This window comes from Pedobacter sp. HDW13 (genome assembly GCF_011303555.1).
Taxonomy (GTDB): domain Bacteria; phylum Bacteroidota; class Bacteroidia; order Sphingobacteriales; family Sphingobacteriaceae; genus Pedobacter.
Genome location: NZ_CP049868.1, coordinates 1,296,850 through 1,321,429, shown reverse-complemented (window position 1 = coordinate 1,321,429; position 24,580 = coordinate 1,296,850). Strand labels below are relative to the sequence as shown.

At 39.5% G+C, this 24,580-nt stretch carries 23 protein-coding genes; 14 read left to right on the top strand and 9 right to left on the bottom strand.

Annotated elements, in window-relative coordinates; all coding sequences use genetic code 11:
* Positions 1-28: 28 nt before the first annotated feature.
* Together G7074_RS05395 and can are read left to right on the top strand one after the other, a co-directional pair.
* Positions 29-1,636 carry a SulP family inorganic anion transporter gene (locus G7074_RS05395; RefSeq protein WP_124557792.1) on the top strand — a complete coding sequence of 536 codons (1,608 nt, stop codon included), beginning with the start codon at positions 29-31 and terminating at the stop codon, positions 1,634-1,636.
* 2 nt (positions 1,637-1,638) lie between these two features.
* Positions 1,639-2,295, top strand: a complete 657-nt coding sequence (gene can, locus G7074_RS05390) for a carbonate dehydratase (RefSeq protein ID WP_124557793.1) — start codon at positions 1,639-1,641, stop codon at positions 2,293-2,295.
* 55 nt (positions 2,296-2,350) lie between these two features.
* On the opposite strand, the gene G7074_RS05385 is transcribed toward can, so the two are convergent.
* The 3 genes from G7074_RS05385 to G7074_RS05375 all read right to left on the bottom strand — a co-directional run bounded on the left by G7074_RS05385 (position 2,351) and on the right by G7074_RS05375 (position 3,752).
* Positions 2,351-2,611: a hypothetical protein gene (locus tag G7074_RS05385; RefSeq protein ID WP_124557794.1), complete on the bottom strand. Its 261-nt coding sequence runs from the start codon at positions 2,609-2,611 to the stop codon at positions 2,351-2,353.
* 157 nt (positions 2,612-2,768) lie between these two features.
* Positions 2,769-3,491, bottom strand: coding sequence for a DUF3667 domain-containing protein (locus G7074_RS05380; protein ID WP_124557795.1), 723 nt, complete (start codon positions 3,489-3,491; stop codon positions 2,769-2,771).
* 6 nt (positions 3,492-3,497) lie between these two features.
* Entirely contained in the window at positions 3,498-3,752 is a 255-nt protein-coding gene (locus G7074_RS05375) for a hypothetical protein (RefSeq protein WP_124557796.1), read from the bottom strand.
* An 87-nt stretch (positions 3,753-3,839) separates the two neighbouring features.
* Between G7074_RS05375 and G7074_RS05370 the strand changes: the two genes are divergently transcribed.
* Positions 3,840-4,601 carry a response regulator transcription factor gene (locus G7074_RS05370; RefSeq protein WP_166207302.1) on the top strand — a complete coding sequence of 254 codons (762 nt, stop codon included), beginning with the start codon at positions 3,840-3,842 and terminating at the stop codon, positions 4,599-4,601.
* 174 nt (positions 4,602-4,775) lie between these two features.
* Here the strand turns inward: G7074_RS05370 and pruA are convergent, their stop codons facing one another.
* Positions 4,776-6,410, bottom strand: coding sequence for an L-glutamate gamma-semialdehyde dehydrogenase (gene pruA, locus G7074_RS05365; protein ID WP_124557798.1), 1,635 nt, complete (start codon positions 6,408-6,410; stop codon positions 4,776-4,778).
* A gap of 317 nt (positions 6,411-6,727) precedes the next feature.
* On the opposite strand from pruA, the gene G7074_RS05360 reads away from it, so the two are divergent.
* The 5 genes from G7074_RS05360 (at position 6,728) to G7074_RS05345 (ending at position 13,003) form a co-directional block, all read left to right on the top strand.
* Positions 6,728-7,366, top strand: coding sequence for a TetR/AcrR family transcriptional regulator (locus G7074_RS05360; protein WP_124557799.1), 639 nt, complete (start codon positions 6,728-6,730; stop codon positions 7,364-7,366).
* A gap of 22 nt (positions 7,367-7,388) precedes the next feature.
* Positions 7,389-8,750 (top strand): TolC family protein, encoded by a 1,362-nt coding sequence (locus G7074_RS05355; protein ID WP_124557800.1) that lies wholly within the window; start codon positions 7,389-7,391, stop codon positions 8,748-8,750.
* 4 nt (positions 8,751-8,754) lie between these two features.
* Positions 8,755-9,807 carry an efflux RND transporter periplasmic adaptor subunit gene (locus G7074_RS05350; protein ID WP_166207299.1) on the top strand — a complete coding sequence of 351 codons (1,053 nt, stop codon included), beginning with the start codon at positions 8,755-8,757 and terminating at the stop codon, positions 9,805-9,807.
* A 137-nt stretch (positions 9,808-9,944) separates the two neighbouring features.
* On the top strand, positions 9,945-10,955 hold the full coding sequence (locus tag G7074_RS27535) for an efflux RND transporter permease subunit (protein ID WP_255456777.1): 1,011 nt from the start codon (positions 9,945-9,947) through the stop codon (positions 10,953-10,955).
* A 17-nt stretch (positions 10,956-10,972) separates the two neighbouring features.
* A complete protein-coding gene (locus G7074_RS05345; protein ID WP_255456776.1) occupies positions 10,973-13,003 on the top strand; it encodes an efflux RND transporter permease subunit in 2,031 nt (676 codons plus the stop codon).
* A 106-nt stretch (positions 13,004-13,109) separates the two neighbouring features.
* Here G7074_RS05345 and G7074_RS05340 read toward each other — a convergent pair whose 3' ends face one another.
* Positions 13,110-14,249: a sterol desaturase family protein gene (locus G7074_RS05340; RefSeq protein ID WP_124557803.1), complete on the bottom strand. Its 1,140-nt coding sequence runs from the start codon at positions 14,247-14,249 to the stop codon at positions 13,110-13,112.
* 253 nt (positions 14,250-14,502) lie between these two features.
* Between G7074_RS05340 and lpxK the strand changes: the two genes are divergently transcribed.
* From lpxK to G7074_RS05325, 3 genes are read left to right on the top strand one after another with little or no spacing between them, the layout of a single operon-like run.
* Positions 14,503-15,510, top strand: a complete 1,008-nt coding sequence (gene lpxK / locus G7074_RS05335) for a tetraacyldisaccharide 4'-kinase (protein ID WP_233603737.1) — start codon at positions 14,503-14,505, stop codon at positions 15,508-15,510.
* A complete protein-coding gene (locus G7074_RS05330) occupies positions 15,482-16,297 on the top strand; it encodes a purine-nucleoside phosphorylase (RefSeq protein ID WP_166207296.1) in 816 nt (271 codons plus the stop codon). Before lpxK ends, G7074_RS05330 begins: the two co-directional genes overlap by 29 nt.
* A 43-nt stretch (positions 16,298-16,340) precedes the next feature.
* The gene (locus G7074_RS05325) at positions 16,341-18,308 is read left to right on the top strand and encodes a putative porin (RefSeq protein WP_240916469.1); all 1,968 of its coding nucleotides are present in this window, start codon (positions 16,341-16,343) and stop codon (positions 18,306-18,308) included.
* 80 nt (positions 18,309-18,388) lie between these two features.
* Here G7074_RS05325 and G7074_RS05320 read toward each other — a convergent pair whose 3' ends face one another.
* Positions 18,389-19,120: a porin family protein gene (locus tag G7074_RS05320; protein ID WP_124557806.1), complete on the bottom strand. Its 732-nt coding sequence runs from the start codon at positions 19,118-19,120 to the stop codon at positions 18,389-18,391.
* 283 nt (positions 19,121-19,403) lie between these two features.
* Complete coding sequence (locus G7074_RS05315) at positions 19,404-20,585, bottom strand: asparagine synthetase B (RefSeq protein ID WP_233603749.1); 1,182 nt, start codon at positions 20,583-20,585, stop codon at positions 19,404-19,406.
* Positions 20,586-20,821: 236 nt separating this feature from the next.
* Between G7074_RS05315 and G7074_RS05310 the strand changes: the two genes are divergently transcribed.
* A complete protein-coding gene (locus G7074_RS05310; RefSeq protein ID WP_124557807.1) occupies positions 20,822-21,283 on the top strand; it encodes a peptidylprolyl isomerase in 462 nt (153 codons plus the stop codon).
* A gap of 136 nt (positions 21,284-21,419) precedes the next feature.
* On the top strand, positions 21,420-21,962 hold the full coding sequence (locus G7074_RS05305; protein WP_124557808.1) for a DUF5606 domain-containing protein: 543 nt from the start codon (positions 21,420-21,422) through the stop codon (positions 21,960-21,962).
* A 58-nt stretch (positions 21,963-22,020) separates the two neighbouring features.
* On the opposite strand, the gene G7074_RS27530 is transcribed toward G7074_RS05305, so the two are convergent.
* Together G7074_RS27530 and rlmH are read right to left on the bottom strand one after the other, a co-directional pair.
* Positions 22,021-22,149, bottom strand: a complete 129-nt coding sequence (locus G7074_RS27530; RefSeq protein ID WP_255420091.1) for a hypothetical protein — start codon at positions 22,147-22,149, stop codon at positions 22,021-22,023.
* A gap of 84 nt (positions 22,150-22,233) precedes the next feature.
* Positions 22,234-22,707, bottom strand: coding sequence for a 23S rRNA (pseudouridine(1915)-N(3))-methyltransferase RlmH (gene rlmH / locus G7074_RS05300; RefSeq protein WP_090501206.1), 474 nt, complete (start codon positions 22,705-22,707; stop codon positions 22,234-22,236).
* A gap of 42 nt (positions 22,708-22,749) precedes the next feature.
* On the opposite strand from rlmH, the gene G7074_RS05295 reads away from it, so the two are divergent.
* On the top strand, positions 22,750-24,564 hold the full coding sequence (locus tag G7074_RS05295) for a DNA mismatch repair protein MutS (RefSeq protein WP_166207293.1): 1,815 nt from the start codon (positions 22,750-22,752) through the stop codon (positions 24,562-24,564).
* Positions 24,565-24,580: the final 16 nt, after the last annotated feature.

Below are 24,580 nucleotides of genomic sequence, written 5' to 3'. Positions count from 1 at the left end.
TTAAAATTTACCAGATAATTATATTGTTATGCAAAAGTTTAACCCGGCCTTTTCAGGTACGGATGTGAAGAAATATTTTCTTAAAAAGAATTTAAAGAAGGATTTACCCTCAAGTATCGTAGTTTTTTTGGTGGCTTTGCCGCTATGTTTAGGTATTGCGCTCGCCTCAGGAGCCCCTTTGTTTGCCGGTTTAATTACCGGAATTATTGGTGGTATAGTGGTAGCTTCATGCAGTGGCTCGCAGCTAAGTGTTAGCGGACCTGCAGCAGGCTTAACAGTTATCGTTTTAGGTGCAATAACCTCATTGGGCAATTATCAAACCTTTTTATTAGCAGTGTTTTTAGCAGGCTTTTTCCAAATGATTTTGGGCCTGGTAAAGGCAGGAACCATTGGTAACTACTTTCCGTCGAGCGTAATTGAAGGTATGTTGGCTGCAATTGGTTTAATATTGATATTGAAGCAGTTACCGCATGCTTTGGGGGTAGATAGCGATTTTAGTGGCGATGAAGGTTTTCTTCAGCAAGATCACGAAAATACTTTCTCTGCAATAACAGCAGCAATTAGCCATTTTAGTCTGGCCGCAGTACTGATTAGTGTTATTTCGATCGCCGTATTGCTGATTTGGCCAAAATTAAAAAAACTAGCCATTGTTCCTGCTCCGTTAATTGTAGTTATTATTGGTGTGGTAGGAAGCTTTGTTTTTGCAGGTACCGACCACCAGCTTAGGGCCGATCAAATGGTCAAAATTCCGGTGGTAAGTGGTTTTGGAGAATTTTTAGGATTGTTTTCTATGCCCGATTTTTCTGCGCTAGGCAATAAGGATGTGTATATTGTAGCTTTAACAATCGCTGTTGTGGCTAGTTTAGAAACCTTGTTAAGCATAGAAGCTATTGATAAGATCGATCCAATCAAGCGTGTATCGCCTACAAATAGAGAGCTGGTTGCACAAGGTATTGGTAACATGACCAGTGGTATGTTGGGTGGTTTGCCGCTAACATCAGTAATTGTGCGCAGTTCGGCAAATACAAATGCTGGTGCAAGGACTAAAATGTCGGCAATTTTTCATGGTATCTGGTTATTATTATCCCTGTTATTTATTCCTCAGGTTATTAATATGATTCCACTTTCTTGTTTGGCTGCAATTCTTTTGGTAACCGGATATAAATTAACCAGGATAAGCCTTTTTAAACACATGTATCACAAAGGCTGGGATCAGTTTGTGCCGTTTGTGGTTACTATTGTTGCGGTTCTTTTTACCGATTTGTTAAAAGGTGTGGCAGTAGGCATGCTGGTATCTATTTTCTATTTGCTTCGTACCAATATGCGTAACCCTTTCTTTTATCGCATTTCCAATGAAGGTGATAAAAAGAACATCAGGATTAAACTCGCCGAAGAGGTTTCCTTTTTAAACAAAGCAGCAATACAAGTGGTATTAACGAATATACCGAAAGAAACAAATGTAATTATTGATGGAACCAATGCAAGGTTTATTGATCCGGATGTTTTGGAAACCATTTTTAATTACAAGCATAATGCCTATACCAAAGGAATTATTGTAACCCTCGAAAACATTCAGAAGCATTATGCTGTTCCTAAATTAAATATTAAAGTAGAAGAAGATATAAATAAATTATAGTTATGTGTGCAAAAACAATTGAAACAAAAGATATAACATACGATAGCCTGTTGCAAGGCAATAGAGACTGGGTTAAAGATATGATCGATAACGACCCTGCTTTTTTCGATAAACTTTCAGCTGGACAGAGCCCGCCGGTATTATGGATTGGCTGTTCGGACAGTCGCGTACCTGCAAATCAAATTACAAATACTAAACCGGGTGATGTATTCGTACACCGCAACATCGCCAATGTGGTGGTTCATACCGATATGAATTTATTATCGGTATTGGATTATTCGGTTAATGTTTTAAAAGTTAAACATGTAATTGTTTGCGGTCATTATGGTTGCGGTGGTGTTAAGGCTGCTTTGGGCAACAAACAAGTTGGTATTATCGATAACTGGTTAAGGAATATCCGCGATGTATATCGTACACACGAACGCGAAATGGCTACCATTAAAGATGAGGATCAGCGTTTTGATCGTTTGGTTGAATTAAATGCTATTGAAGGTGCATCGAATGTAATGCATACTTCTATTGTACAAAGTGCTTGGGCAAATGGCCAGGAATTGGCGGTTCATGCCTGGGTATATAGTTTAAAAACAGGACTGATTAAAGATCTTAAAGTAACAAGTACAGGTCTTGATGATGTTTCTGCTGCTTTTAAAGTAAGTTAAAACATCTTTAGATGTTCTTTTTTAGTTGTTAGCAAAGCCCGGATTTATCCGGGCTTTATTTTTTTGTACCGGTGGGCATATTGCCTGCATCTCCCTTATTGCCCTTTTCAGCATCAGTCCTGGCTTCTTCCGAACCAAAATCTCCCATTCCGAAATTGCGGCCCAGGTTACCTGCTTCGGTTTCTACAGTATTCTTTTTCTCTTTATCATTGCTGCGGTGGCGCGGCACCTGTTGATCGGGCATATTGCTTTTGTCAGCATTGTTTTCGATGTTTTTATTGCCGAGATTTTCGTTGTTTTCTTTTTTGTTTTCCATGATCTGTAGCTGAACTGTTTATATTAAAACACTGCAAAAACAGATTGGTTTTATCTTCCTGATTTGAAAGATTGAGCTTAATATCGAGGAAATGCTATTTGCGTGTAGCAACAGGTAGTTTTACTGCTTAAACTATCTTCATGACCAGGAAGCCGGATTAATGTTTGAAAACAACGTATATCAGTAATCCTAACAATATTGTACAACCCGTAAAAGTAATTACTCCCAGAATATAACCGCCCAAAGCTTTCAGGTAATTGATGTATTTACCTTTTTCAAAAAACTGCCCCACAGCCCAGGTGAAGTAGACCATAAAAAGCATCCCCGAATATTTCATAAGATGAATATGGATGAGTCCTTCAATTATGGCAAAAAAAGCAAAAATGAGCATGCCCATTCCTTGTAGAAAGCACAAAAGAATCAGTAACTCGAAGAAATTATAATCATATTTCCTGAAGAAGAGTTTCAGCCATAATGCCGAAAATACGCCTATAAGAATATTGGCATAACCATAGTGGCTCTGAACCCATTCATTAATCGGGTTTATGGCTGCAGTTTTGGTTTTATCAAAATTAAAGTAACCTTCCTCAATATGGAAAAAGTGATTAATTATCGTATAAATTAAAGAGGTTACAACAACAAATACAATCGGTTTTACCAGTCTGCTTCTGTCATTGGATATGAAATTGTGGATAGTTTGCCCTGGCCTGATTAATAATTCTTTAACCGTATAAAGTATCCCCTTCTCTAGGTGTAGAATGTGCTCTATTTCATGCTGGATATAATGCCAGTCAATTCTTTTAAGTTTGGCCGGCTCACCACATTTGGTGCAGTAGTTTTCAGGAATATCCTGGTTGCAGCTGTTACAGATCGCCGTCATCATCAATTAATTTTGATTGCGCGATTTTATTTCTTTATTCACTTCAACCAGGCTGTTAATTGCTGGTAAAAATGTGATGGGTACTGCAATCAGAATTGCCACAAATGGAATAGCTGATTTCGATTTAAATATGAACAGGTAAATTACGGCGAACACTAGCAACAGCCAAACAATTGCACCTGCAATGATTACCGCCTTCAATTTTGCTTTGTTTTTGTTTAATTCGGAGAAGTCTAGTTTAGATAGTTGTTCTGCTGCCATAATGATTTTGTGCTTAACAACAAAATTCAGAAATGTAATCTGATTGGCGGCTACACTTTAGTGTAATTTTGCTATTTTAGTAGTGCCATGAAAGCCGATAACCACACAGGGTTACTTACCAAAAACAAAATAGAAAACGTAACTTCCGAAGATATACTTCAGCTGGATAATTATCTGGAAGCGATAAGCGCTTTCGAAAAATTAACCTATCAAAGCGTGTATGTTATCGATTATGCCGAAATGAAATTCGAATATGTATCGAGTAACCCTCTTTTTCTATGTGGTCATACGGTAGCTGAAGTAATGACGTTAGGGTATGGGTTTTACTTTAATAACGTGCCTGAAAAGGATCTGCAGTTGTTGGATTTGATTAACGAAAGCGGATTCAATTTTTTTGAGAAACTACCCCTTAACGAGAAAAAATTATACAGCATTACCTACGATTTTCATTTGCTTAACAAGGGTGGAAAAGCTACCTTGATAAACCATAAGCTTACTCCATTGTTTCTTAATTCAGAAGGGAAGATGTGGAAAGCCATTTGTGTGGTATCTATTTCGGCCAATAAAACGGCAGGAAATGCAGCTATTCATAGACATGGTTCCGATCAGATTTGGGAGCTCGACTTAACCAGGCACTTGTGGCAAAAGCAAGTAAAGCCGCAGTTATCCGAGCGCGAGCTGGAGGTTTTGCGTTTGTACGCGCAGGGTTTAACTATTAGTCAGATTGCTGATAAGATATTTGTTTCTCCGGATACTGTAAAGTACTACCGACGAAAAATATTCCAAAATTTTGGGGTTAGTAATATTGTTGAGGCGCTTTCTTATGCGGTAAACAATAAGGTGATTTGATTTGGCTTTTGAGTGAGAGATCCTAAAATACCCGTTCGACCGACCGGGCGGAAATCCGATAACTATCGGATCAGGGTGACGATTCGAATGGATACCTTTGTTTTAGCTGTAGATAGCTCTTAAAAGAAAAACCTCCAGTGTTTCCGGAGGTTTTGATATAGTGTTTCTACTTTATTAATCTTCAGCTAAGAATGGGTAACGGTAATCAGTTGGAGATTCGAAAACCTCTTTAATGGTACGTGGAGAAACCCAACGCAATAAATTGATCATCGATCCCGCTTTATCGTTTGTACCCGAACCTCTAGCGCCGCCAAATGGCTGCTGACCAACAACTGCACCTGTACATTTATCGTTAATGTAGAAGTTACCAGCTGAGTTACGTAACGCATGGCTTGCTTTTTCAATAGCATAACGGTCTTGTGCAATTAATGCTCCCGTTAAGGCGTATGGTGAAGTTGTATCAATTACTTCTAATATCGAATCGAAATCCTGATCAGCATAAATGTAAACAGTTAAAACCGGGCCAAATAATTCTTCGCACATGGTGGTATATTTCGGATCGTCAACCACCAAAACAGTTGGCTCAACAAAATAACCTTTGCTCTTATCGTAATTACCGCCTGCAATAATTTCAACACCTTTATCTTTTTTAGCCTGATCGATGTATTTAGCCAGTTTATCAAACGAGCGCTCATCAATTACCGCGTTAATAAAGTTGGTGAAATCTTCGGTGCCGCCCATTTTAAATGTATCTAGATCAGCTAACATTTGTTCTTTAATTTCAGGCCAAAGGCTTTTTGCAATGTACACACGGCTAGCTGCTGAACATTTTTGTCCTTGATATTCGAAAGCACCACGTACAATAGCTGTACTGGCTACTTTGGTCTGTGCAGATGGGTGAACCAGGATAAAATCTTTACCACCAGTTTCGCCTACAATGCGTGGGTAAGATCTGTATTTATGGATATTGGTACCAATGGTTTTCCAGATTTCCTGAAATACTTTAGTAGAGCCTGTAAAGTGGATACCTGCAAAATCAGGGTGGTTAAAAATTACATCACCTGTTTCTGGTCCGTCGGCATAAACTAAGTTTACAACGCCATCAGGTAAACCTGCTTCGCGGAAGATTTCCATTAACAGGTTCGCTGCATATACTTGCGTATCGGCAGGTTTCCAAACTACCACATTACCCATCATAGCTGCAGAAGCAGGTAAGTTTGCTGCAATGGCAGTAAAGTTGAAAGGCGTAAGGGCAAATACAAAACCTTCTAAAGGACGTTGTTCTACACGGTTCCAGCTTCCGCGCGGTGAAACAGGAGGCTGTTGTTTGTAAATATCAACCATGTAACTTACGTTAAAACGTAAGAAATCAATCAGCTCGCAAGCTGCATCAATCTCAGCCTGATAAGCATTTTTGCTTTGGCCAAGCATGGTTGCTGCATTTAATTTATAACGGTATTTACCAGCAATTAAATCGGCAGCTTTTAAAAAGATTGCTGCTCTATGCTCCCAAGACAGGTTTTCCCAGTCTTGTTTTGCAGCTAAAGCCGCATCAATAGCTTGTGCAATATGGGTTTTATCGCCAATGCTGTATTGCGCTAAAATATGTTGGTGATCGTGTGGTGGAACAACTTTACCTTTTTTGGTAGTATGAACTTGTTTACCGCCAATATACATTGGAATGTCTTGTTGGTGTGCGCGGGCTTCGGCCAATGCTTCTTTTAATAAAGCACGTTCTTTGCTGCCTGGTCCGTAGTTTAAAATAGGTTCGTTTACCGGGGTAGGTACGTTAAAAAATCCTTTAAGCATAATGTATTTTTTATGAGTTGGGCAAAGATAGTGCTTTTTAACATAGCCAATTCTATTATTCTGTAAAGAAAATAGAGCAAACGTTTGTGTGAAGTTACGGACTTGAGGGGAGGGGTAATTTTAAAATAGTTTTGGTTAAAATTTGGCTAATGCGCTAATCCCAGGTATTGATTCATTAATAAACAGTATGGGACTAATGTGTATCTAACTTTCTTTCGGTTAAATTCTTAATAACAGTATCACGAATAAAAATTTTTCTAAAATAATTTCATTTTATTAACAGTGTTAATTATGTTTGCGGTGTAATTGTTTTTGTCATGGGAATAAAAGAGCGTAAAGAGAAGCATAAGGAAGATTTACGTCAGCGGATTTTGGATGCGGCGAAGGAACTTTTTTTAAAGGATGGCTATGAGGCTACATCAATCAGGAAGATTGCGGAGAAAATAGAATTTAGTCCGACTACGATTTACCTATACTATAAAGACAAGGCAGATATTATGTATGCTTTGCATCAGGAGGGCTTTATATTGTTGGGTTCACAGTTTGTGGTTTTGCAACATGTGAGTGAGCCTTTTGAGCGTTTAAAAGCTATGGGGCGCGTTTATATGAGCTTTGCTTTAAATAACCCCGACTTTTATGAGCTTATGTTTATCATGAAAGAACCCATCGAATTTGTTAAGGCGCACTGCCACGATGAAGAATGGGAAGAGGGTGAGCAGGCATTTACAGCTTTAATTATGACGGTTGATCAATGCAAAGCTGCGGGCTACTTTACCAGTTTCGATACCACCACTTTTGCGCTTAATATATGGTCGTTAATGCATGGCTTATGCAGTTTAAAATTGCAGGGACATCTTGATCACATGGCTACAACTAAAGCGCATATGTTGGAGGAAGGCGATTGGCTGGAGAAAACTTTTGATGGCTTTATTGCCATGTTGAATAGTTTAAAATAACATTAAGTTAACACTGTTAATTATGAGAACGAAGTTATTTGGTTTGTTGTTTTTCTCGGTTACGGTTTTAGCCTCAACCGCAAATGCCCAACAGTTGCTGGATGCTTATGTAGTAGAAGCGTTTAAAAACAATATCGTTTTGCAACAAAAAAACATTTCGTTAGATAAGGCTCAGCTGGCATTAAAAACGGCCAGGAGTTTATATCTTCCGACTGTTGCTTTTTCTACCACCTGGTCTACTGCTGATGGAGGACGTAACATCCCCTTGCCGCTTGGCGACCTGTTAAATCCGGTTTACTCTACCTTGAATAAATTGACAGCCACCAACAACTTTCCTTTGATGGAAAACCAGAGCATTAACTTCCTGCCAAAGAATTATTACGATGCCAAAGTAAGAACAACGGTACCGATTATTAATACCGATTTAGGTTATAATAAACAATTATCGGCACAACAGGTAACTCTGCAGGAATTTGAAGTGCAGATTTACAAACGCGATTTAGTGCGGAGCATTAAAACAGCCTATTACAATTATCAGAATGCTTTACAAGCAGTTGATATTTATAAATCGGGTTTGCAGCTGGCGAATGAAGGTTTGCGGGTAAACGAAAAACTGCTTGATGGGGGAAAAGGTTTACCAGCCTATGTTTTGCGTTCGAAAAGCGAAGTAGAAAATGTGAACGCACAATTGGTTGCGGCTGATCAGCAAGTAATCAATGCCCGCATGTATTTTAATTTCCTCTTAAATCGTGATGCAAACGAAAAGATTGATGCGAATTTTGATAACCAGGCCGATCTGAATAAAGCTCCTGCACTGATTGCTGATTTATCGGTAACAGGTGAGAGGGAAGAATTAAAGGCTTTAGGCCAGCTGATCAACATCAACAAAACTGCACTTAAAATGAACAGGCAGTTTGCAGTACCGAAACTGGGTGGTTTTGTCGACCTGGGCTCGCAATCAGAAGGTTTTCACTTTAACGATAATACCCGCTACTATATGATTGGTTTGCAGCTCGATATTCCGATTTTTACCGGAAACCGTAACAACTTTAAAATCAAACAAAGTAACCTCGATCTTAAAAATGCCGAGCTGAATGCCAATCTGGCAGCACAACAGTTAAATCTTTCGGCCAAAACAGCGCAAAATAATTTAAGGGCAGCCTACCAAACCTACCAATCTTCACTCAAGCAGTTCGAGGCGGCATCAAGCTACCAGCGTCTGATCGAAAAAGGGTATAGAGCAGGTACAAATTCTTTTATAGAAACCATCGATGCCCGCAACCAATATACTTCAGCCCAACTTTTAGTAAACATAAACAGGTATAAAGTTTTATCGGCAATGGCCGATGTTGAGCGCGAAACCGCAACCTATTCAATAAATTAATTTTATGAAGAAGATATTTATTTATTCAGCCCTGCTTGCTGCAGGTTTTACAATAAGTGCCTGCGGCAGTCATAAAACCGATAACAATAATGTCGGTACTCAAGACACCATACCAGTTCAGGTAATGGTACTAAAAGTTGAAGATGCCAACCATGCCATTGCAGCTTCCGGACAGTTTACCACCAACGACGAAACTTTTCTTTCGTTTAAAAACGGAGGCATCATTAACCGGATTTTGGTAAAAGAGGGCGATGCCGTGCACCAGGGACAATTACTGGCTACTGTGAACCAGACCGAAATTTCGGCCCAGGTGCAGCAGGTAAATTTATCATACCAAAAAGCCGAACGCGATTACAGTCGGGCAAGCAAACTGTATAAAGATAGTGTGGCCACCTTAGAGCAGATGCAAAATGCCAAAACCGCATTGCAGGTGGCCAAACAACAATTGGATGCGGTAAAATTCAATCAGAATTATTCCGAAATCAGGGCAACCAGTAGTGGTTTTGTGCTTAAAAAATTGGCTAACGATGGTCAGGTAGTAGGGCCAGGAACCCCGATTTTACAGATAAACGGAGCAAAACAAAGTAAATGGATTTTAAAAGTTGGTTTGAGTGATGTGCAATGGGCTGCTTTAAAAATAGGCGATGGCGCTACCATTACTACCGATGCGCTACCCAATCAAACATTAAATGCAAAAGTAACTCGTAAGGCTGAGGGTATAGACCCGCAAAGTGGAACTTTTGGTGTAGAGCTAAGCTTAAGCGATTCGAAAATTCAGGGGCTTGCTGCAGGCTTATTTGGTAAGGCTACCATTATCCCAACCAAAACAAGTAGCGGTTATACCATTCCTTACGATGCGCTTTTAGACGGTGGTGAAAACGAGGGTTATGTTTTTATTACAAATGACAATAAAACCGCCCAAAAAGTAAAGGTTCGGTTAGGGGCTATCCAAAATGACAAAATTACAATTAGTGGCGGTTTAGAAAATGCAACAGGCTTAATTGTTTCGGGTAGCGCTTATTTAACTGATGGTTCGAAGATTAAGGTGGTTAAGTAAGACTAAAGATTAAATAACTAGAGCTGAAAGCAAGATTTCAAGGGGTAGATGCGATTTTATATGAACTGTGAGGAACTGACCCATTAAAATCGGTGTAATCACACCGAAGGAATAATATACACATCATAGCTAATAAGATGAAAATATCAGAATACGCTGTAAAAAATTACCAGTTTACCCTGATCATGGTGCTCATGGTTTTGGCGCTGGGTATTACCACAATATTCAATATGCCGCGATCGGAAGATCCCGACATGAATGCGCCAAACTATCCCGTGGTGGTGGTATATCCAGGGGCTAGTCCGAAGGATATGGAGGAATTGGTGGTAAAGCCTCTAGAGAAAACTATTTATGGATTGGACGATATCAAGACCATCAAAACCACCATTCGTGATGGCTTGGCTGTACTTTTTGTAGAGTATAAATATGCCGTAAATGTAGATGATAAATACCAGGAGCTGGTGCGCGAAGTGAACAGTGAGCGGGCAAATCTCCCCCAGGAAATTTACAGCATGGAAGTGCAAAAGGTTTCCCCCTCAGATGTAAATGTTTTGCAGATTGCGTTGGTTTCTGAAAATGCATCGCGCGATAAGCTGAAAACCAAAGCAGAAGATTTGCAGTCAGAACTGGAGAAAATCCCGTTTTTAAAAAATGTAGAAATTATGGGTTTGCCCGATCAGCTGGTGCGGGTAGATTTAAACCTTGAAAAGCTGGCACAACTGCACATTCCGGTTACTTTTATTGTCAATGCTATTCAAAGTGAGGTGGCCAATATTCCTGGTGGAAGCGTAAATGCGGGTACTAAATCATTCAACATTAAAACCAGTGGTAACTATCAGAATATCGATGAAATTAAAAATACGGTTGTTTTTAGCGGTAACGGCAAAAATACGGCTTTAAAAGATATCGCCGATGTGTATTTCGATTATTCGCAGGAAAAAGACATTACCCGTTTAAACGGACACCGCTGCGTTTTTGTAGTGGCTGCACAAAAATCGGGCGGAAACATTACCGCTGCCCAGAAAGCCTATTTGCCGGTAATAGAGAAATTCGGGAAAACCCTGCCAGCCAATATTGATCAGCAGTTAATGTTCGATCAGGCCGATAATGTAAACAGTCGTTTGGGGGGCTGGGAACAGATTTCCTGATTGCCATTTTGTTGGTTTTGGTTACACTTTTGCCTCTGGGTACAAGGGCCTCTATTGTGGTGATGGTTTCTATTCCGCTATCGCTGGCTATCGGTGTGGTTTTGCTAAGCGTATTAGGCTTTAGTTTAAATCAACTGAGTATTGTAGGCTTGGTGGTATCGCTGGGCTTATTGGTTGATGATAGTATTGTGGTGGTAGAAAACATTGAACGCTGGATGCGCGATGGTCATAGCCGGCTTGATGCTACGCTGAAAGCAACCAAACAAATTGGTATGGCAGTAATGGGTTGTACGGCCACATTGATTATTGCTTTTATGCCTTTAATGTTTTTACCCGAAGCATCGGGCGAATTTATCAGAAGTTTACCGGTAGCCGTAATTTGTTCGGTTATTGCCTCCATGCTGGTGGCCTTAACAGTGGTTCCCTTTTTATCGAGCAAATTGTTAAAGCCACATGCCGATGCCAATGGCAATATTTTCCTGCGCACTTTACAGAAAATTATCCATGGCTCTTATTCGAAATTGCTGGATAAGGCTTTGGCGAAACCAATTTTAACCATTGTTATAGCCTTGGCTATTTTTGTGGGGTCTATTATGCTTATTCCGGTTATTGGCTTCAGTTTATTCCCGGCCTCAGAAAAACCGCAGTTTTTAATCAATATCTCTACACCGCTGCAATCGAACCTGAATTATACCGATTCGGTTACGAAAGCAATAGAAAGGGAGCTGAAAAAGATTCCTGAAGTAAAGTACTTTGCTTCGAATGTTGGGAAAGGTAATCCCCGGATTTATTACAATGTGTTGCCACAAAATGAAAGAACCGACTTTTCGGAGCTTTTTGTGTTGCTGCAACCCGATATCAAATCCGATCGCAAGATCGAAATTATCGAAATGTTGCGTAAAAAATGGACACCCTATCCGGGTGCAAAAGTAGAAGTTAAAGACTTTGAGCAAGGGCAGCCAATTATTTCGCCTGTTGAGGTGCGTTTGCTGGGAGATAATTTAGATACCTTAAGAAATATTGGTGGACGTGTAGAAAACGTGTTGCTTAAAACCGCCGGAACCATTTATGTAAACAACCCGCTCAAAAATTTAAAATCTGATATTAAAGTCGATATCAATAAAGATAAAGCACAGGCACTGGGCATTCCGACTGTTAATATCGACCGGACTGTACGCATGGCTGTGGCTGGATTGGAAGTAGGAAAATTCATCAATCCAAAATCTAACGGCGATGATTACAATATCCTGCTTACCACTAAACGGCCATCTTATCCAGATTTGACGGTTTTTAATAACCTGTACATCAATAATAATCAGGGTACCTCGATCCCTTTACTTCAGGTGGCTTCGTTAAAGCTCGAAACTTCACCTTTGAGCATTAATCACTACAATAAAACCCGTACCATTTCGGTCAATGCATTTGTGCAGAAAGGTTTTTTGAACGATAAGGTGATTCAGGATGTAGAAGCGCAAATGAAAAACCTGAAACTGCCTGAGGGTTACACCTTTGAAATGGGCGGGGAAATAGAAAGCCGAAACCAGTCGTTTGGTGGTTTTGGCAGCATCTTGCTGGTTACCCTTTTCCTTTTTATTGCTGTGCTGGTGCTGGAGTTTAAAACTTTTAAAAGTACGCTTATTGTACTGTCGGTTATTCCGCTTGGTATTGTGGGGGCTGTACTGGCGCTTATGGTTACTGGTAATTCGTTATCATTTGTGGCTACCATCGGTATTGTGGCTTTGGCGGGTATCGAAGTGAAAAACACCATCTTACTAGTCGATTTTACCAATCAGTTGCGCAGTGAGGGAATGCCTTTAAATCAGGCCATTGAAGAAGCAGGCGAAATCAGATTCCTGCCAATTATCTTAACTACATTCACAGCCATTGGAGGTTTGTTGCCTATCGCACTGTCAAGCAATCCACTTATTTCGCCGCTGGCAATAGTTATGATTGGTGGTTTAATTAGTTCTACTTTGCTATCACGGATTGTTACACCAGTGGTTTATAAATTAATGCCACCGAGGGTAGAGGCGAAAGAAGAGGTTTAGCGCAGACGATAAGCTGATCTTTTTGGGCGGTAGGTGAGGACACCGACCGCTAAGCAGGTCGCTGGTGGTTGGTGTCTCCACCAACCACTTTAATCATCCAATAAGTTTACCTATCGCTCCGCTCTTCCATATTCAGATCAGTATCGAAAGGGCTTTTGGTAAATGGATAAATGGTTTGTTTCACAAATCCTTTTGGGTAAGCAGCTTCGTGCACGCCTGTTCCGGCAGGCCATTCCTTTCCAGGTAAATAATAGGTGCCGAACAGCATATCAATAAATGGAAATATCGATGCGAAATTATGTCCATAATATTTAGGGTCTTCGCAATGGTGCCAGTGATGGTATTGTGGTGTGGTGAAGATGTATTTCAACGGCCCAAAATTAATCCGAGTATTGGCGTGGATTAAAACTGCATGAATGGCAATAAAAATGATGTAAACATTAAATACCGTTGACGAAAACCCCAGTATATATAAGGGAATAAAAGTCATGGCACGGGTAAAAAAGATATCGATAAAATGCGTGCGGCTTCCGGCCAGCCAATCCATATTCTGTGTAGAATGATGTATTGAATGAAAACGCCATAGAGACACCCTAGTATGAAAAAAGCGGTGCGCCCAATATTGAAATAAATCGGTGCTGAGGAAAGCGAGAAAAAGCGCTACGGCAAAAGGTAGGCCTTGCACCCAGGTATGGATTTTATCTAAACCCAACCAGCCAAAAAACAACACCGCAGGTTTTTGCGTAACAATGCCAAAAAACTGGATAAATAGATGGCTGATTACAAAATAGGTTAAATCGGTACGCCACTCTTCATGGAATTTGGTCTGATTGGTATTTTTCGGGAAAAACAACTCCAGCGGGACAAAAATGGCTACCATTAAGAGTAAATCTAAAATCATCCAGTCTAAACCAAAATGCCAGTTCGATTTGGCAACATCTCTACCTTCAACGGTTACAGCGCCCAATAATACAGCAAGTGCAGCCAATAAAAAACCTGGCCAGGCCCACTTTAATTTTTTGCTTAAAACAATACTTAACGCCGAAAAGAAGAAAGACGCAATTACCCCGCCCAACATTAAAACCTCCATACTGTCTTTCGTGTAAACCTCACGGAATTCGGGTGTGGTAAGTTTCTCGGGATAATGAAAACAGAGGATACCCAGTAAAGCCAGAACAGCTAAAAATATAGAAATATAGCCACTAATCTGACCCTGACCAACTACTAAGCGTTTATTTGGAGACATGCGTTTATGTTTTGATAGAACAACAAGTATAAAAAGAAAATTCAGGCTTATCAATTTAAATGTTGTACGATGGTTAAATACCATATGCACAATGGGAAGAAAGCAAAACATTTTTAATTACCAAAGGTTGCTTTAATGGTAATGGTGAGTGCCATGCCTTTCTTTTTTAAATAATCAGTATTTTTGAATCCACGACACTATGCTAGTTAATTATTTACGCCTTCTGCTCCTCCCTTTTTCATTTATTTATGGAATGGCTGTTATTCTCCGGAAAAAGCTATACGATTGGGGGATCATGCGCAGCGTATCATTCGATCTGCCAGTAATTTGTGTTGGTAACCTGGCTGTTGGTGGTTCTGGAAAAACACCTACAACCGAATATTTGGTGAGGTTGCTGGCCAATTATAAAGTTGCTATTTTAAGCAGGGGATATGGACGTAAAACCAAAGGCTTTATCCTGGCCGATGCCGATGCTACAGCCGAAACAATAGGCGACGAGCCATTGCAGTACTATCAAAAATTTAAGGAAGTTACGGTAGCCGTTTGCGAAGATCGGGTGGCTGGAGTAAGGCAATTGCAAAACGATCACGATGTAATTATTCTGGATGATGCTTTTCAACACCGGGCAATAAGAGCAGGTTTTAATATTCTGCTTTTCGAGTTCAGAAAACTGGGCATTTTACAGTTTTTATTGCCTGCAGGAAATTTAAGGGATGTTTTTGCTTCGCGCACAAGGGCCGATGTGCTTTTGGTTACCAAGTCGCCGGTGCCTTTGCTACATGTGGCGCAACAGGCATCTGTAAACGAATTACAGCCCAACAATAACCAGCCGGTCTTGCATGCTTATTTAAAGTATGGTCAGCTACAACACCTGTACCGGGAAGAAAGCAGGCCGCTTGAATCGGTTAAAGATTATGAAGTTTTCCTGCTAACAGGAATTGCCAATCCAGAACCCTTAATAGAAGAGCTCCAGAAATATACCCAAAGCATTAAACACGAAGCGTTCAGAGATCATTATGCCTTTAAGCATACCGATCTCAGCAAGCTAAAAACGGCTTTTGAAGCAGGAATAAAAAAAGAAAAAATCATCATCACAACAGAAAAGGATAGCAAACGTTTAAGAGCTACCGGATTTGAAGATTTACTGGTAAATTTACCCGTATATTATTTACCCATTGAGGTTGAATTATTTGAAGAAGATAAGATTATCTTTGACGAACTCATTTTAAATTATGTTAAGAGCAATAGAAGAAACCGTTGAATATATAAAACGTAAAACAGAGAATTTTAAACCAGAAATAGGTATTGTTTTAGGTACAGGGCTTGGCGGGCTGGTTAAAGATATCGAAGTCGAGCACCAGCTTATGTATTCTAATATCCCGAATTTCCCGATTTCTACGCTTGAATTTCATAGCGGAAAACTCATTTTCGGGACTTTAAACGGAAAAAAAATTGTGGCTATGCAGGGGCGTTTGCACTATTACGAAGGTTATAGTATGCAGCAAATTACTTTTCCGGTGCGTGTAATGAAAGGTTTGGGCATCGAAAACCTGATTGTTTCTAACGCTGCGGGTTCTTTAAACCCAGAGTTTAAAAAAGGTGATTTAATGATTATTGAAGATCATATTAACCTGCAACCCGATAATCCATTAAGAGGCTTAATTGAAAGCGAACTTGGACCGCGTTTTCCGGATATGAGCCAGCCATATAAACGTTCTATTATTGCCAAAGCTTTAGAAATAGCCAAAAATGTTGATGTAAAATGCCATAAAGGTGTTTATGTAGCCGTTTCTGGTCCTAATTTAGAAACCAAGGCTGAGTATAAATACCTGCGTTTAATTGGCGCCGATGCAGTGGGCATGAGTACAGTGCCCGAAGTTATTGTGGCTAACCATGCCGGTTTACCTGTTTTTGCCATTTCGGTATTAACGGATGAGGGATTTCCGGAAGATTTACAACCTTTTAACCTTGACGAAATTTTAGAGGCTGCAGCAAAGGCGGAGCCTAAAATGACCGAAATTTTAACCCGCTTAATTGCCGAACTATAAGATGCGTAATATTGTTCAGATCTGTTTTTTGATTATCGTGCTCATGGGCATCAACAAAGCCTTTGCACAAGATTTAAAAACAAGTGTTGGTACCAATAAAGAACTCGATTCGGTTAGAAAAAAGCTGGATGGAGGCAAGGATTCGGTAGTTTTTACGGCTAAATACATCCGCTTTACCAAGCTATCTTTAACCAAAGATAGTATTGTGCTGCTGCCGCTCGATACCTCTACTACCAATATTCAGAATTATAGTCCGCTTTTGCAACCTACACACCCCACCATCAGCAATGGTAATATGGGGCTTTCGGCCAGACCTTTGTTATTTGAACCGAGCAAGCGTATTGGTTTTGATGTGGGCTTCCACTCGCTCGATTATTATGCCTTAACGCCCGAAGATATTATTTACTATCAGGCTCGAACGCCTTTTACAAGCTTATATTTTGTAAGCGCGGGTCAAAAGGAGCAGCTTTTCAGGGCTATTCATACTCAAAATATTAAGCGAAACTGGAATGTTGGAGTGAATTTTAACCGTGGCGACTCCAAGGGTTTTTATGCAAGGCAGCGTGGCGATAACTTAAATGTAGCAGTGTTTTCGTGGTATCAATCGCCAAGCAAGCGTTATAATATGTGGGCTTCGGCAATTTTCAATACCATGCGTGGCTACGAGAATGGATCGGTAACTTCGGCCAAACAGATATTTAATCCCGATTATTCAACCATTAGCAGGGAGGCCGAACCAGTAAATCTGTCATCAGCCAGGAATATCTATAAGAAAAATACCTTGTTTTTAAAGCAGACTTATTACGTGGGCCGTATCGATACCTCAGCCAATGCTAATAATGCGGTTTTACCAACCAATAAGCTTACCCATACTTTTGAATACAATACCAATACCTACGATTTTTTAAAGAACGAAACCGATGTAAACAATGTGCTGCCTCCGGGAATTGCCAGTACTACCTTTACCAACGATTCGACCCGTGTGTTGCATGTTAAAAATGAGTTTATTTACAGTTTCTTTTTACGGCCTAAAAACTCGTCGGTAATTAAAAATGAGCTAAAGGTAGATGCAGGGATCAGGCACGATTATTACAAACATGAATTTCTGGGACTTAAATTAGATGGTACCAGCTACGAGCAAAGTAGGGCTTATTACCAGAATATTACGGTTTTGGGTGCTGCGGGTTACCGATTCTCCAGCAATGTCGATTTTAATTTAGACTTACAGCAAATCCTGCAAGGCGAAAATGCCGGCGATTATCTGTATGAGGCAAAAAGTAAAATCCTTTTGGGTAAAACTATTGGCCGGATAGAACTGGGAGCTTATGCACAAAACCAGAGCCCATCGGCGATTTACGATTATTACCATGGTAACCACTACAAATGGACAAATAACGATTTTAAAAACACCAAAATCCTGAACCTGTCTTTTAATTATATAAACGATAAATATGACCTTACCGCAGGGGCAAAATATTTCTTAACCAGTAATTATCTTTATTTTGCTGCCGACCACAGTAACGGTACAACGGCTATCCTACCCAAACAGGCCACAGCAGATATCAGCTTAATCAGGATTGATGTATTAAAGAAATGGCGCTTTGGTAAGTTTGCATTAGAAAACTACGTAGCCTACCAAAAAACCGATAAAAATGCTGTTTTAAGAACACCAGAAATTTACACCTATAACAGCATTTATTTCAATAATACCTTTTTTAAAGTGTTGAAGGCAAATATCGGCTTCGATGTTCGCTACAATTCAGAATACGGAAATTATTTGTATTCGCCGGCTACTGCACAGTTTTATATCGATGAGGATAATCCGGTTAATTTACAGTCGAAACCAATTGTCGATGTCTTTTTTAAAGCAAATTTAAAAAGGGCCAATATCTTTGTTAAATATGATTTCGTAAACCAGGGCCTTTTCCAAAAGGGGTACTTTACAGTAAACCGCTACCCGATGCAGGATGCCCTGTTGAAATTTGGTGTTAGTTGGAATTTTTACGATTAGGTAACTTAATCAAAAAGCATAAAAAAACCTTCCCGATTTTACACCGGGAAGGTTTTTGTTTTTCATAGGTATGTTATTGCTTAGAAAGAATAACCTACTGTAAATCCTAACACGCGATTGGTAAATTTATTGCTGTTAGCTTGTCTGTCTTTTGGAGTTAAATCAGATAAACCTAAACCATAATTGGCACCCACTAAGAAACCAGATGAGGTACGGTAAGACAGACCAAAGTTTGCGCCAAAATCCGTAGAGCTCTGATCTTTATCGTTTGCACTACCAAAACTTAAATCCCTGTCATTACTACTGGTACTGGTTACACTCGAGTTGGTGTTGTTATTTACCGTAGTAGTGGTGGTATTTCCTTTGTTTTTACCAGAAATGTTAAACCCAATATACGGACCGGCACTAATTTGCACTGCACCAGCATCGCCGGTTGGAATATTAAATACCGCATTAACCGGTACTTCAATAGCCATTACATTCGTTTTTACTGATGATGTAGTAGTTGTAGTCGTAGCTCCTATAGTTGCAGAACTGGTGCCTTCGAATTTTACACCTTTATTTTGCAATGAAATTCCGGGCTGGATAAAAAAGTTGTTAGCCACACCAAAATCTCCAAAAGCGGTAACATTATAGCCAACATTGTTTTTAGCATTGTCATTGTAGATAGATTCATTATCTCCACTTGAATGAATTTTAGCTAAGTTAACTCCGGCTTTAATACCAAATCTTGAAGTAGTACCCGTAGTCGATTGTGCGAAAGCACCTGTTGCTAATAAAATAACTGATGCACTTAATAATAACTTTTTCATAATATTTTTCTTTTAGAAAGATCTTGTTTAAAAATTTCAGGCTTTAAACCTGTTGTTAATTACAAGCCTCATTTCCAAAAGCTGTGCCAAAGTATCAAGTGTGTTACAAAACAGGTTGTAATGTGTTGGTTTACAGGCGTGTATTTGTAGTGAATTAGTATAATTACGGTATTGCTTTGCGCAATGGTTTTTTGTTCCCTATTGTATACATAACAGGAATTTCGGGCCAAAACAGTTTTTTTTAGCCTGAAATGATGAATGCCAGAAAGTAGTTACTGAAGAATTATGTTTTTTGAGGTTTCTTTTTGGCTGCAGGAAAAAGTACGTTATTTAAAATGAGGCGATAGCCCGGTGAATTAGGGTGCAGGTTTAAATCGGTTGGCGGATCACCTACTGCATGCTGATAATCTTCCGGATCGTGGCCGCCATAAAAAGTAAACTGCCCTTTACCAATTTCGCCATGCAGGTAGCGTACTTCAGCCGCACCTTTGTTTTCGCCTAAAACCGTTACACTCGTTTTAACAAGACTTTTTTTAAATGCTGTGGTTTGCCCCATAAAACCTTTAATTACCTTATCGTGGTCTTGCGTAAGCATGGTTGGTACCAGGTCCCATTTGGCCGAAAAATCGAAAAGCGTAAAATAATCGTTGGTTTGGTTAAGTGTGCGGGTTTGAGTGGCGTCGATATCCGAAAACTCGTAATTCATGGGGTTATTATCAAGCCTGAAATTCTGGAAAGCCAGTGTTTTATTAAAATCAAGCTTAGCTTGGGCATTCGGATCGGCCGCATCACCATCAAACATCTGGGCACAAATATCCACACCTTCGGCTGCAAGGGCAATATCAAAACTATCGGTGCCCGAGCACATGGCAAATAAGAAGCCCCCACCAGCGCAATACTCTTTAATGTGTTTGGCCACGGCCAGTTTCATTTCCGATACCTTTTTATAACCCATGCGTTTGGCCAATGTCTCCTGGTTTTTTACATCTTCCTGGTACCAGGTAGCATACCTGAAATTGGCCCAGAACCGGCCGTACTGACCAGTAAAATCTTCATGGTGTAGGTGGAGCCAATCATATTTACTTAGTTTATCCTGCAAAATATCGTCATCGTATATTACATCGTACGGAATTTCGGCATAAGTTAAAACCAAGGTAACGGCATCATCCCAGGGCAATTTGCTTTTAGGCGAGTAAACGGCAATTTTTGGCGTTTTCTCCAGCTTTACCATTTCCATGTTTACCGAAGGATCGCTGATTTCGTTTAATAAGCTAACCACTTTACCATCGGCCATAACCTCGTACGATACTCCTCTTATTTTAAGTTCATCTTCTACCGCCTTATTGTATTTAATGAGAAAGCTACCTCCGCGGTAATTTAACAGCCAGTCTACCTCAACTTGTTTGCTAATGGTCCAATAGGCAATGCCGTATGCTTTAAGGTGGTTTTTTTGGTCTTCATCCATATAAATTAATAACGATGAAGCCTTAAGCCCCATAGAGCAAAGCAGACAGATGAGGAGGATATAATATTTCTTTGTCAAAACCAGTTTACTTAAAATACTAAAATACCTCATTTATACTGGATAGAAAAATTTAATGGTGTTATAAGTTATACAATTTTGTTATTTTTGCCCTCTACTTAAAAAATACTTTGGTCTTTTTAAGTAAACAGGTTTAAAAAAATAGTACCGATATTAAGATGAGTAAAGCAATAATAAAAACAGAAAAAGGCGATATGACCGTAGAATTCTACGATAATGATGCGCCAAAAGCCGTTGCAAACTTTAAAAAATTAGCTAAAGAAGGCTTTTATGATGGAGTAACTTTTCACCGTGTAATTCCGAACTTTGTAGTTCAGGGTGGATGTCCGAATTCAAAAGATCCCGCTACTGCACATTTAGCTGGTACTGGTGGCCCTGGTTACAAAATCGATTGCGAATTAGATGGCGATAACCAATATCACGATCGTGGTGTATTATCAATGGCACATGCAGGTCGCAACACAGGTGGTTCGCAATTTTTTATCTGCCACAGCAGAACAAATACTGCACATTTAGACCGTAACCACACTTGTTTTGGTAAAGTAACCGAAAATGTTGATCTTGTTGATGATATTCGTCAGGGAGACAAAATTTTAAATATTGAAGTTTTAGAAGATTAAATAGCAAGAGGGTAGGGGCTTTGAGCATAGCGCTCTCTGTACTCTGTGCCATGCAAATGATAACGCGATAGGCGTACAGCGAACAGGCGTTTTGTAACGCTGCACGCTAACCGCTAGCCGCCTAACACATACATATATGAACTTAAGAGGAATTGTTGCCGTATCTGGCAGACCAGGTTTATTTAAACTGGTTGGACAAAATAAAGTAGGTTACATTTTAGAAAGCTTAGATGCACAAAAAACTAAAATTGTAGCCAACATCACCAATACAAAATTAGCTTCGTTAGAAGATATTACTGTTTATGGTGAAGATGAAGAAATTAAACTGGCCGATATTTTTGCCAAAATTTCTGCTAAAGGATCAACACCTGATCTAAAAGGCGATTTACGTGCTTACTTTCTTGAAGTAGCGCCAGGTCACGATCAGGAGAAGGTTTATGCTTCGGATATGAAGAAGATTATCACCTGGTATAACTTACTTAAAGATCTTCCATTGTTTACAGAAGAAACTCCTGAAACACCTGGAACTCCGGCAGAAGTTAAATTATCAGAAGAAAAAGCAGCTTCAGATAAAAAAGTAAAAGCTACAGGTGCTAAAGCTTCAGCGAGTGCAAAAGCAACTACTAAAACTTCGGCTCCGGCTAAAAAAGCAAGTATGACCAGTAAAAAGGGCGTTTAAGCTTTTTTACTTCAGTATAAGAAACACCAGGCATTTTGTCTGGTGTTTTTTTATGCGCTTAATCGAAGAAATACCAAAGTAAGGCCACAATAATCAGCGAAACAATAATGCTGATCCATAAGTATTTATTGTTGCCGTTCTGATTGCTTTTGTATCTGTATTCCCGTTTATATTTATCTAGTAGCATCGTTTCTTTTATTTAATGATGATTTTTAATCCCTTTTTCCATATTTAATTCCACATTATCCATACAGCCTCAGCCATCTTCCATTTATGCGTGGTGGTATGGCTCTCCCTTCAAAATACTAAATCCCCGGTAAAGCTGTTCCACAAAAAATAACCTGATCATCTGGTGCGAAAATGTCATATCCGATAAGGAGATTAAGCCATTGGCACGTTTGTAAATACTTTCGTCGAACCCGTAAGGACCACCAATGATAAAAATAAGATGTTGTACACTGCCAATCATCTGTTTGTTAAGATAATTGGAAAATTCAACCGACGAATATTTTTTTCCTTTTTCATCCAGCAAAATCACCATATCACCATTGTTGATTTGTTTGTGCAGTAGTTCTGCCTCCTTTGCTTTTTGCTGCGCTTCACTTAGGTTTTTAACATTCTTTACATCTGGTATGGCCAAAAAACTGAAGTTAATATAGTGTTTTAAGCGGTTAATGTATTTATCAATCCCCTCTATTAAATATTTATCTTCGGTTTTGCCAATGGCGATCAGTGTAATCTTCATTTAATATTTTCCCTATCTTTAGAATTTCGAGATTCAAATATAATGTTAAAATTACAAGCACAAATCATATCGGGTTACAGTGAAAAAATTAAGCTGGTTACTGATGGTATAAATCAGATTAAAAAATTAATCGATAAGCTTTCTTTAGTGCGGGTTGCTTTGTTCCTGGCCGAGATTTTATTTTTTGTTTTACTGGTGCGCTCTACCGATGATGGCTTTCGTACATTGATACAAATTGCCTTGCTTCTGCCTGTAATCGCTTTTGCCTATGTGGTGCGCAAACAAAGTAAACTAGACCTCGAAATCGATTACAAAAAACAGCTTCTATGGGTTTACCAGAACGAATGGAATGCTTTAAACGGCATAGAGAATGGTTACGATCACGGAACAGCATTCGAGTCTGAAATTCACCCTTACAGCTCTGATCTCGATATTTTTGGAAAAGCATCTTTGTTTGCCCTTTTAAACCGTTGCAGTACTAAAAATGGTAACGATTTGCTGGCGAAAAGACTGGCAGAGAAATCGGCATCAGATATTATTTTAAGCCGGCAGGAAGCCGTAAAGGAAATTGTAGCTAAAATTGATGAGACCTACAGCTTCAGGGCTAATTTGCACGGCTACGATCCTAATAAAATAGAACAGATTAAACTGCAGTTAAAACTGCAGTTGGGTGCGCAACTGGAATTTGTTAGTGGTAAGTTGATGCGGTTTTATGTTAAACTAGTACCCTTTGTTACCTTCAGTCTTATTTTGGCTGCCATTATCATCAGCAGTGCTTTTTGGAAAGTGCTGGCACTTGTATTTGTAATCCACACCGGCTGGAATGTTTTGCTAAACGCTAAAATTAATAAGGTGTTTTATAGTTTTGGTGGTAGTTCTGGTTTGTTAAACGGTTATGCCAGTGCTATTTTGTGGACGGAAAATCAAAACTGGAAGAGCCCATATATTTTAAATTTATTCGATTCGCGCATTCCGGTAAGCCAGGAAATTAAAAGCCTGTCTAAAATTATCCAGAACTTTGATGCCCGGTTAAATATTTTGATAGGGGGCATACTCAATGCACTTTTACTGTGGGATTTAAAATGCTGCATAAATCTCGATATCTGGTACAAATCTTCTTCTAAAGATGTAATTGCTGCGCTAAACCACCTTGGCGATTTTGAAGAACTGATTTCGCTTGCCACTACAGCCCATAATCAACCCGATTGGGTTTTTCCAACAGTAACCGATCAGTTTACTTTAAAAACAGAACAAATCGGTCATCCGCTTATCCGTCGCGAGCTCAGGGTTGATAACGATTATCACTTAACGCCAAGCCCAACTGTTGATATTGTAACCGGATCGAACATGGCTGGCAAGAGTACTTTTCTGCGTACCCTGGGCATTAACATGGTTTTAGCCTATTCCGGGGCATCGGTTTGTGCCAACAGCCTGGAATTATCTGTTTTTTCGATTAACACCTATATGCGGATTAAAGATTCGCTGAACGAAAGTACTTCGACCTTTAAGGCCGAGCTAAACCGCCTCAAAATGATTTTAGAAAATGTGGTTCGCGATAAAGATACTTTGGTGCTGATTGATGAAATGTTGCGGGGAACCAACAGCCGCGATAAATACCTTGGATCGAAAGTTTTTGTTGAAAAACTGATTGCCGAAAAAACACCTGCACTATTTGCTACACACGATTTACAACTGGCCGATTTGATTAACGATTACCCGGCTACAGTACGTAACTTCCATTTCGATATCCAGATTACCAACGGAGAAATGAAATTTGATTACCTGTTGAAACATGGCCCCTGCAAAACCTTTAATGCTGCTATTTTACTGAAACAGATTGGTTTGACTCTGGATTAGTGAGACTGGCGCTAAC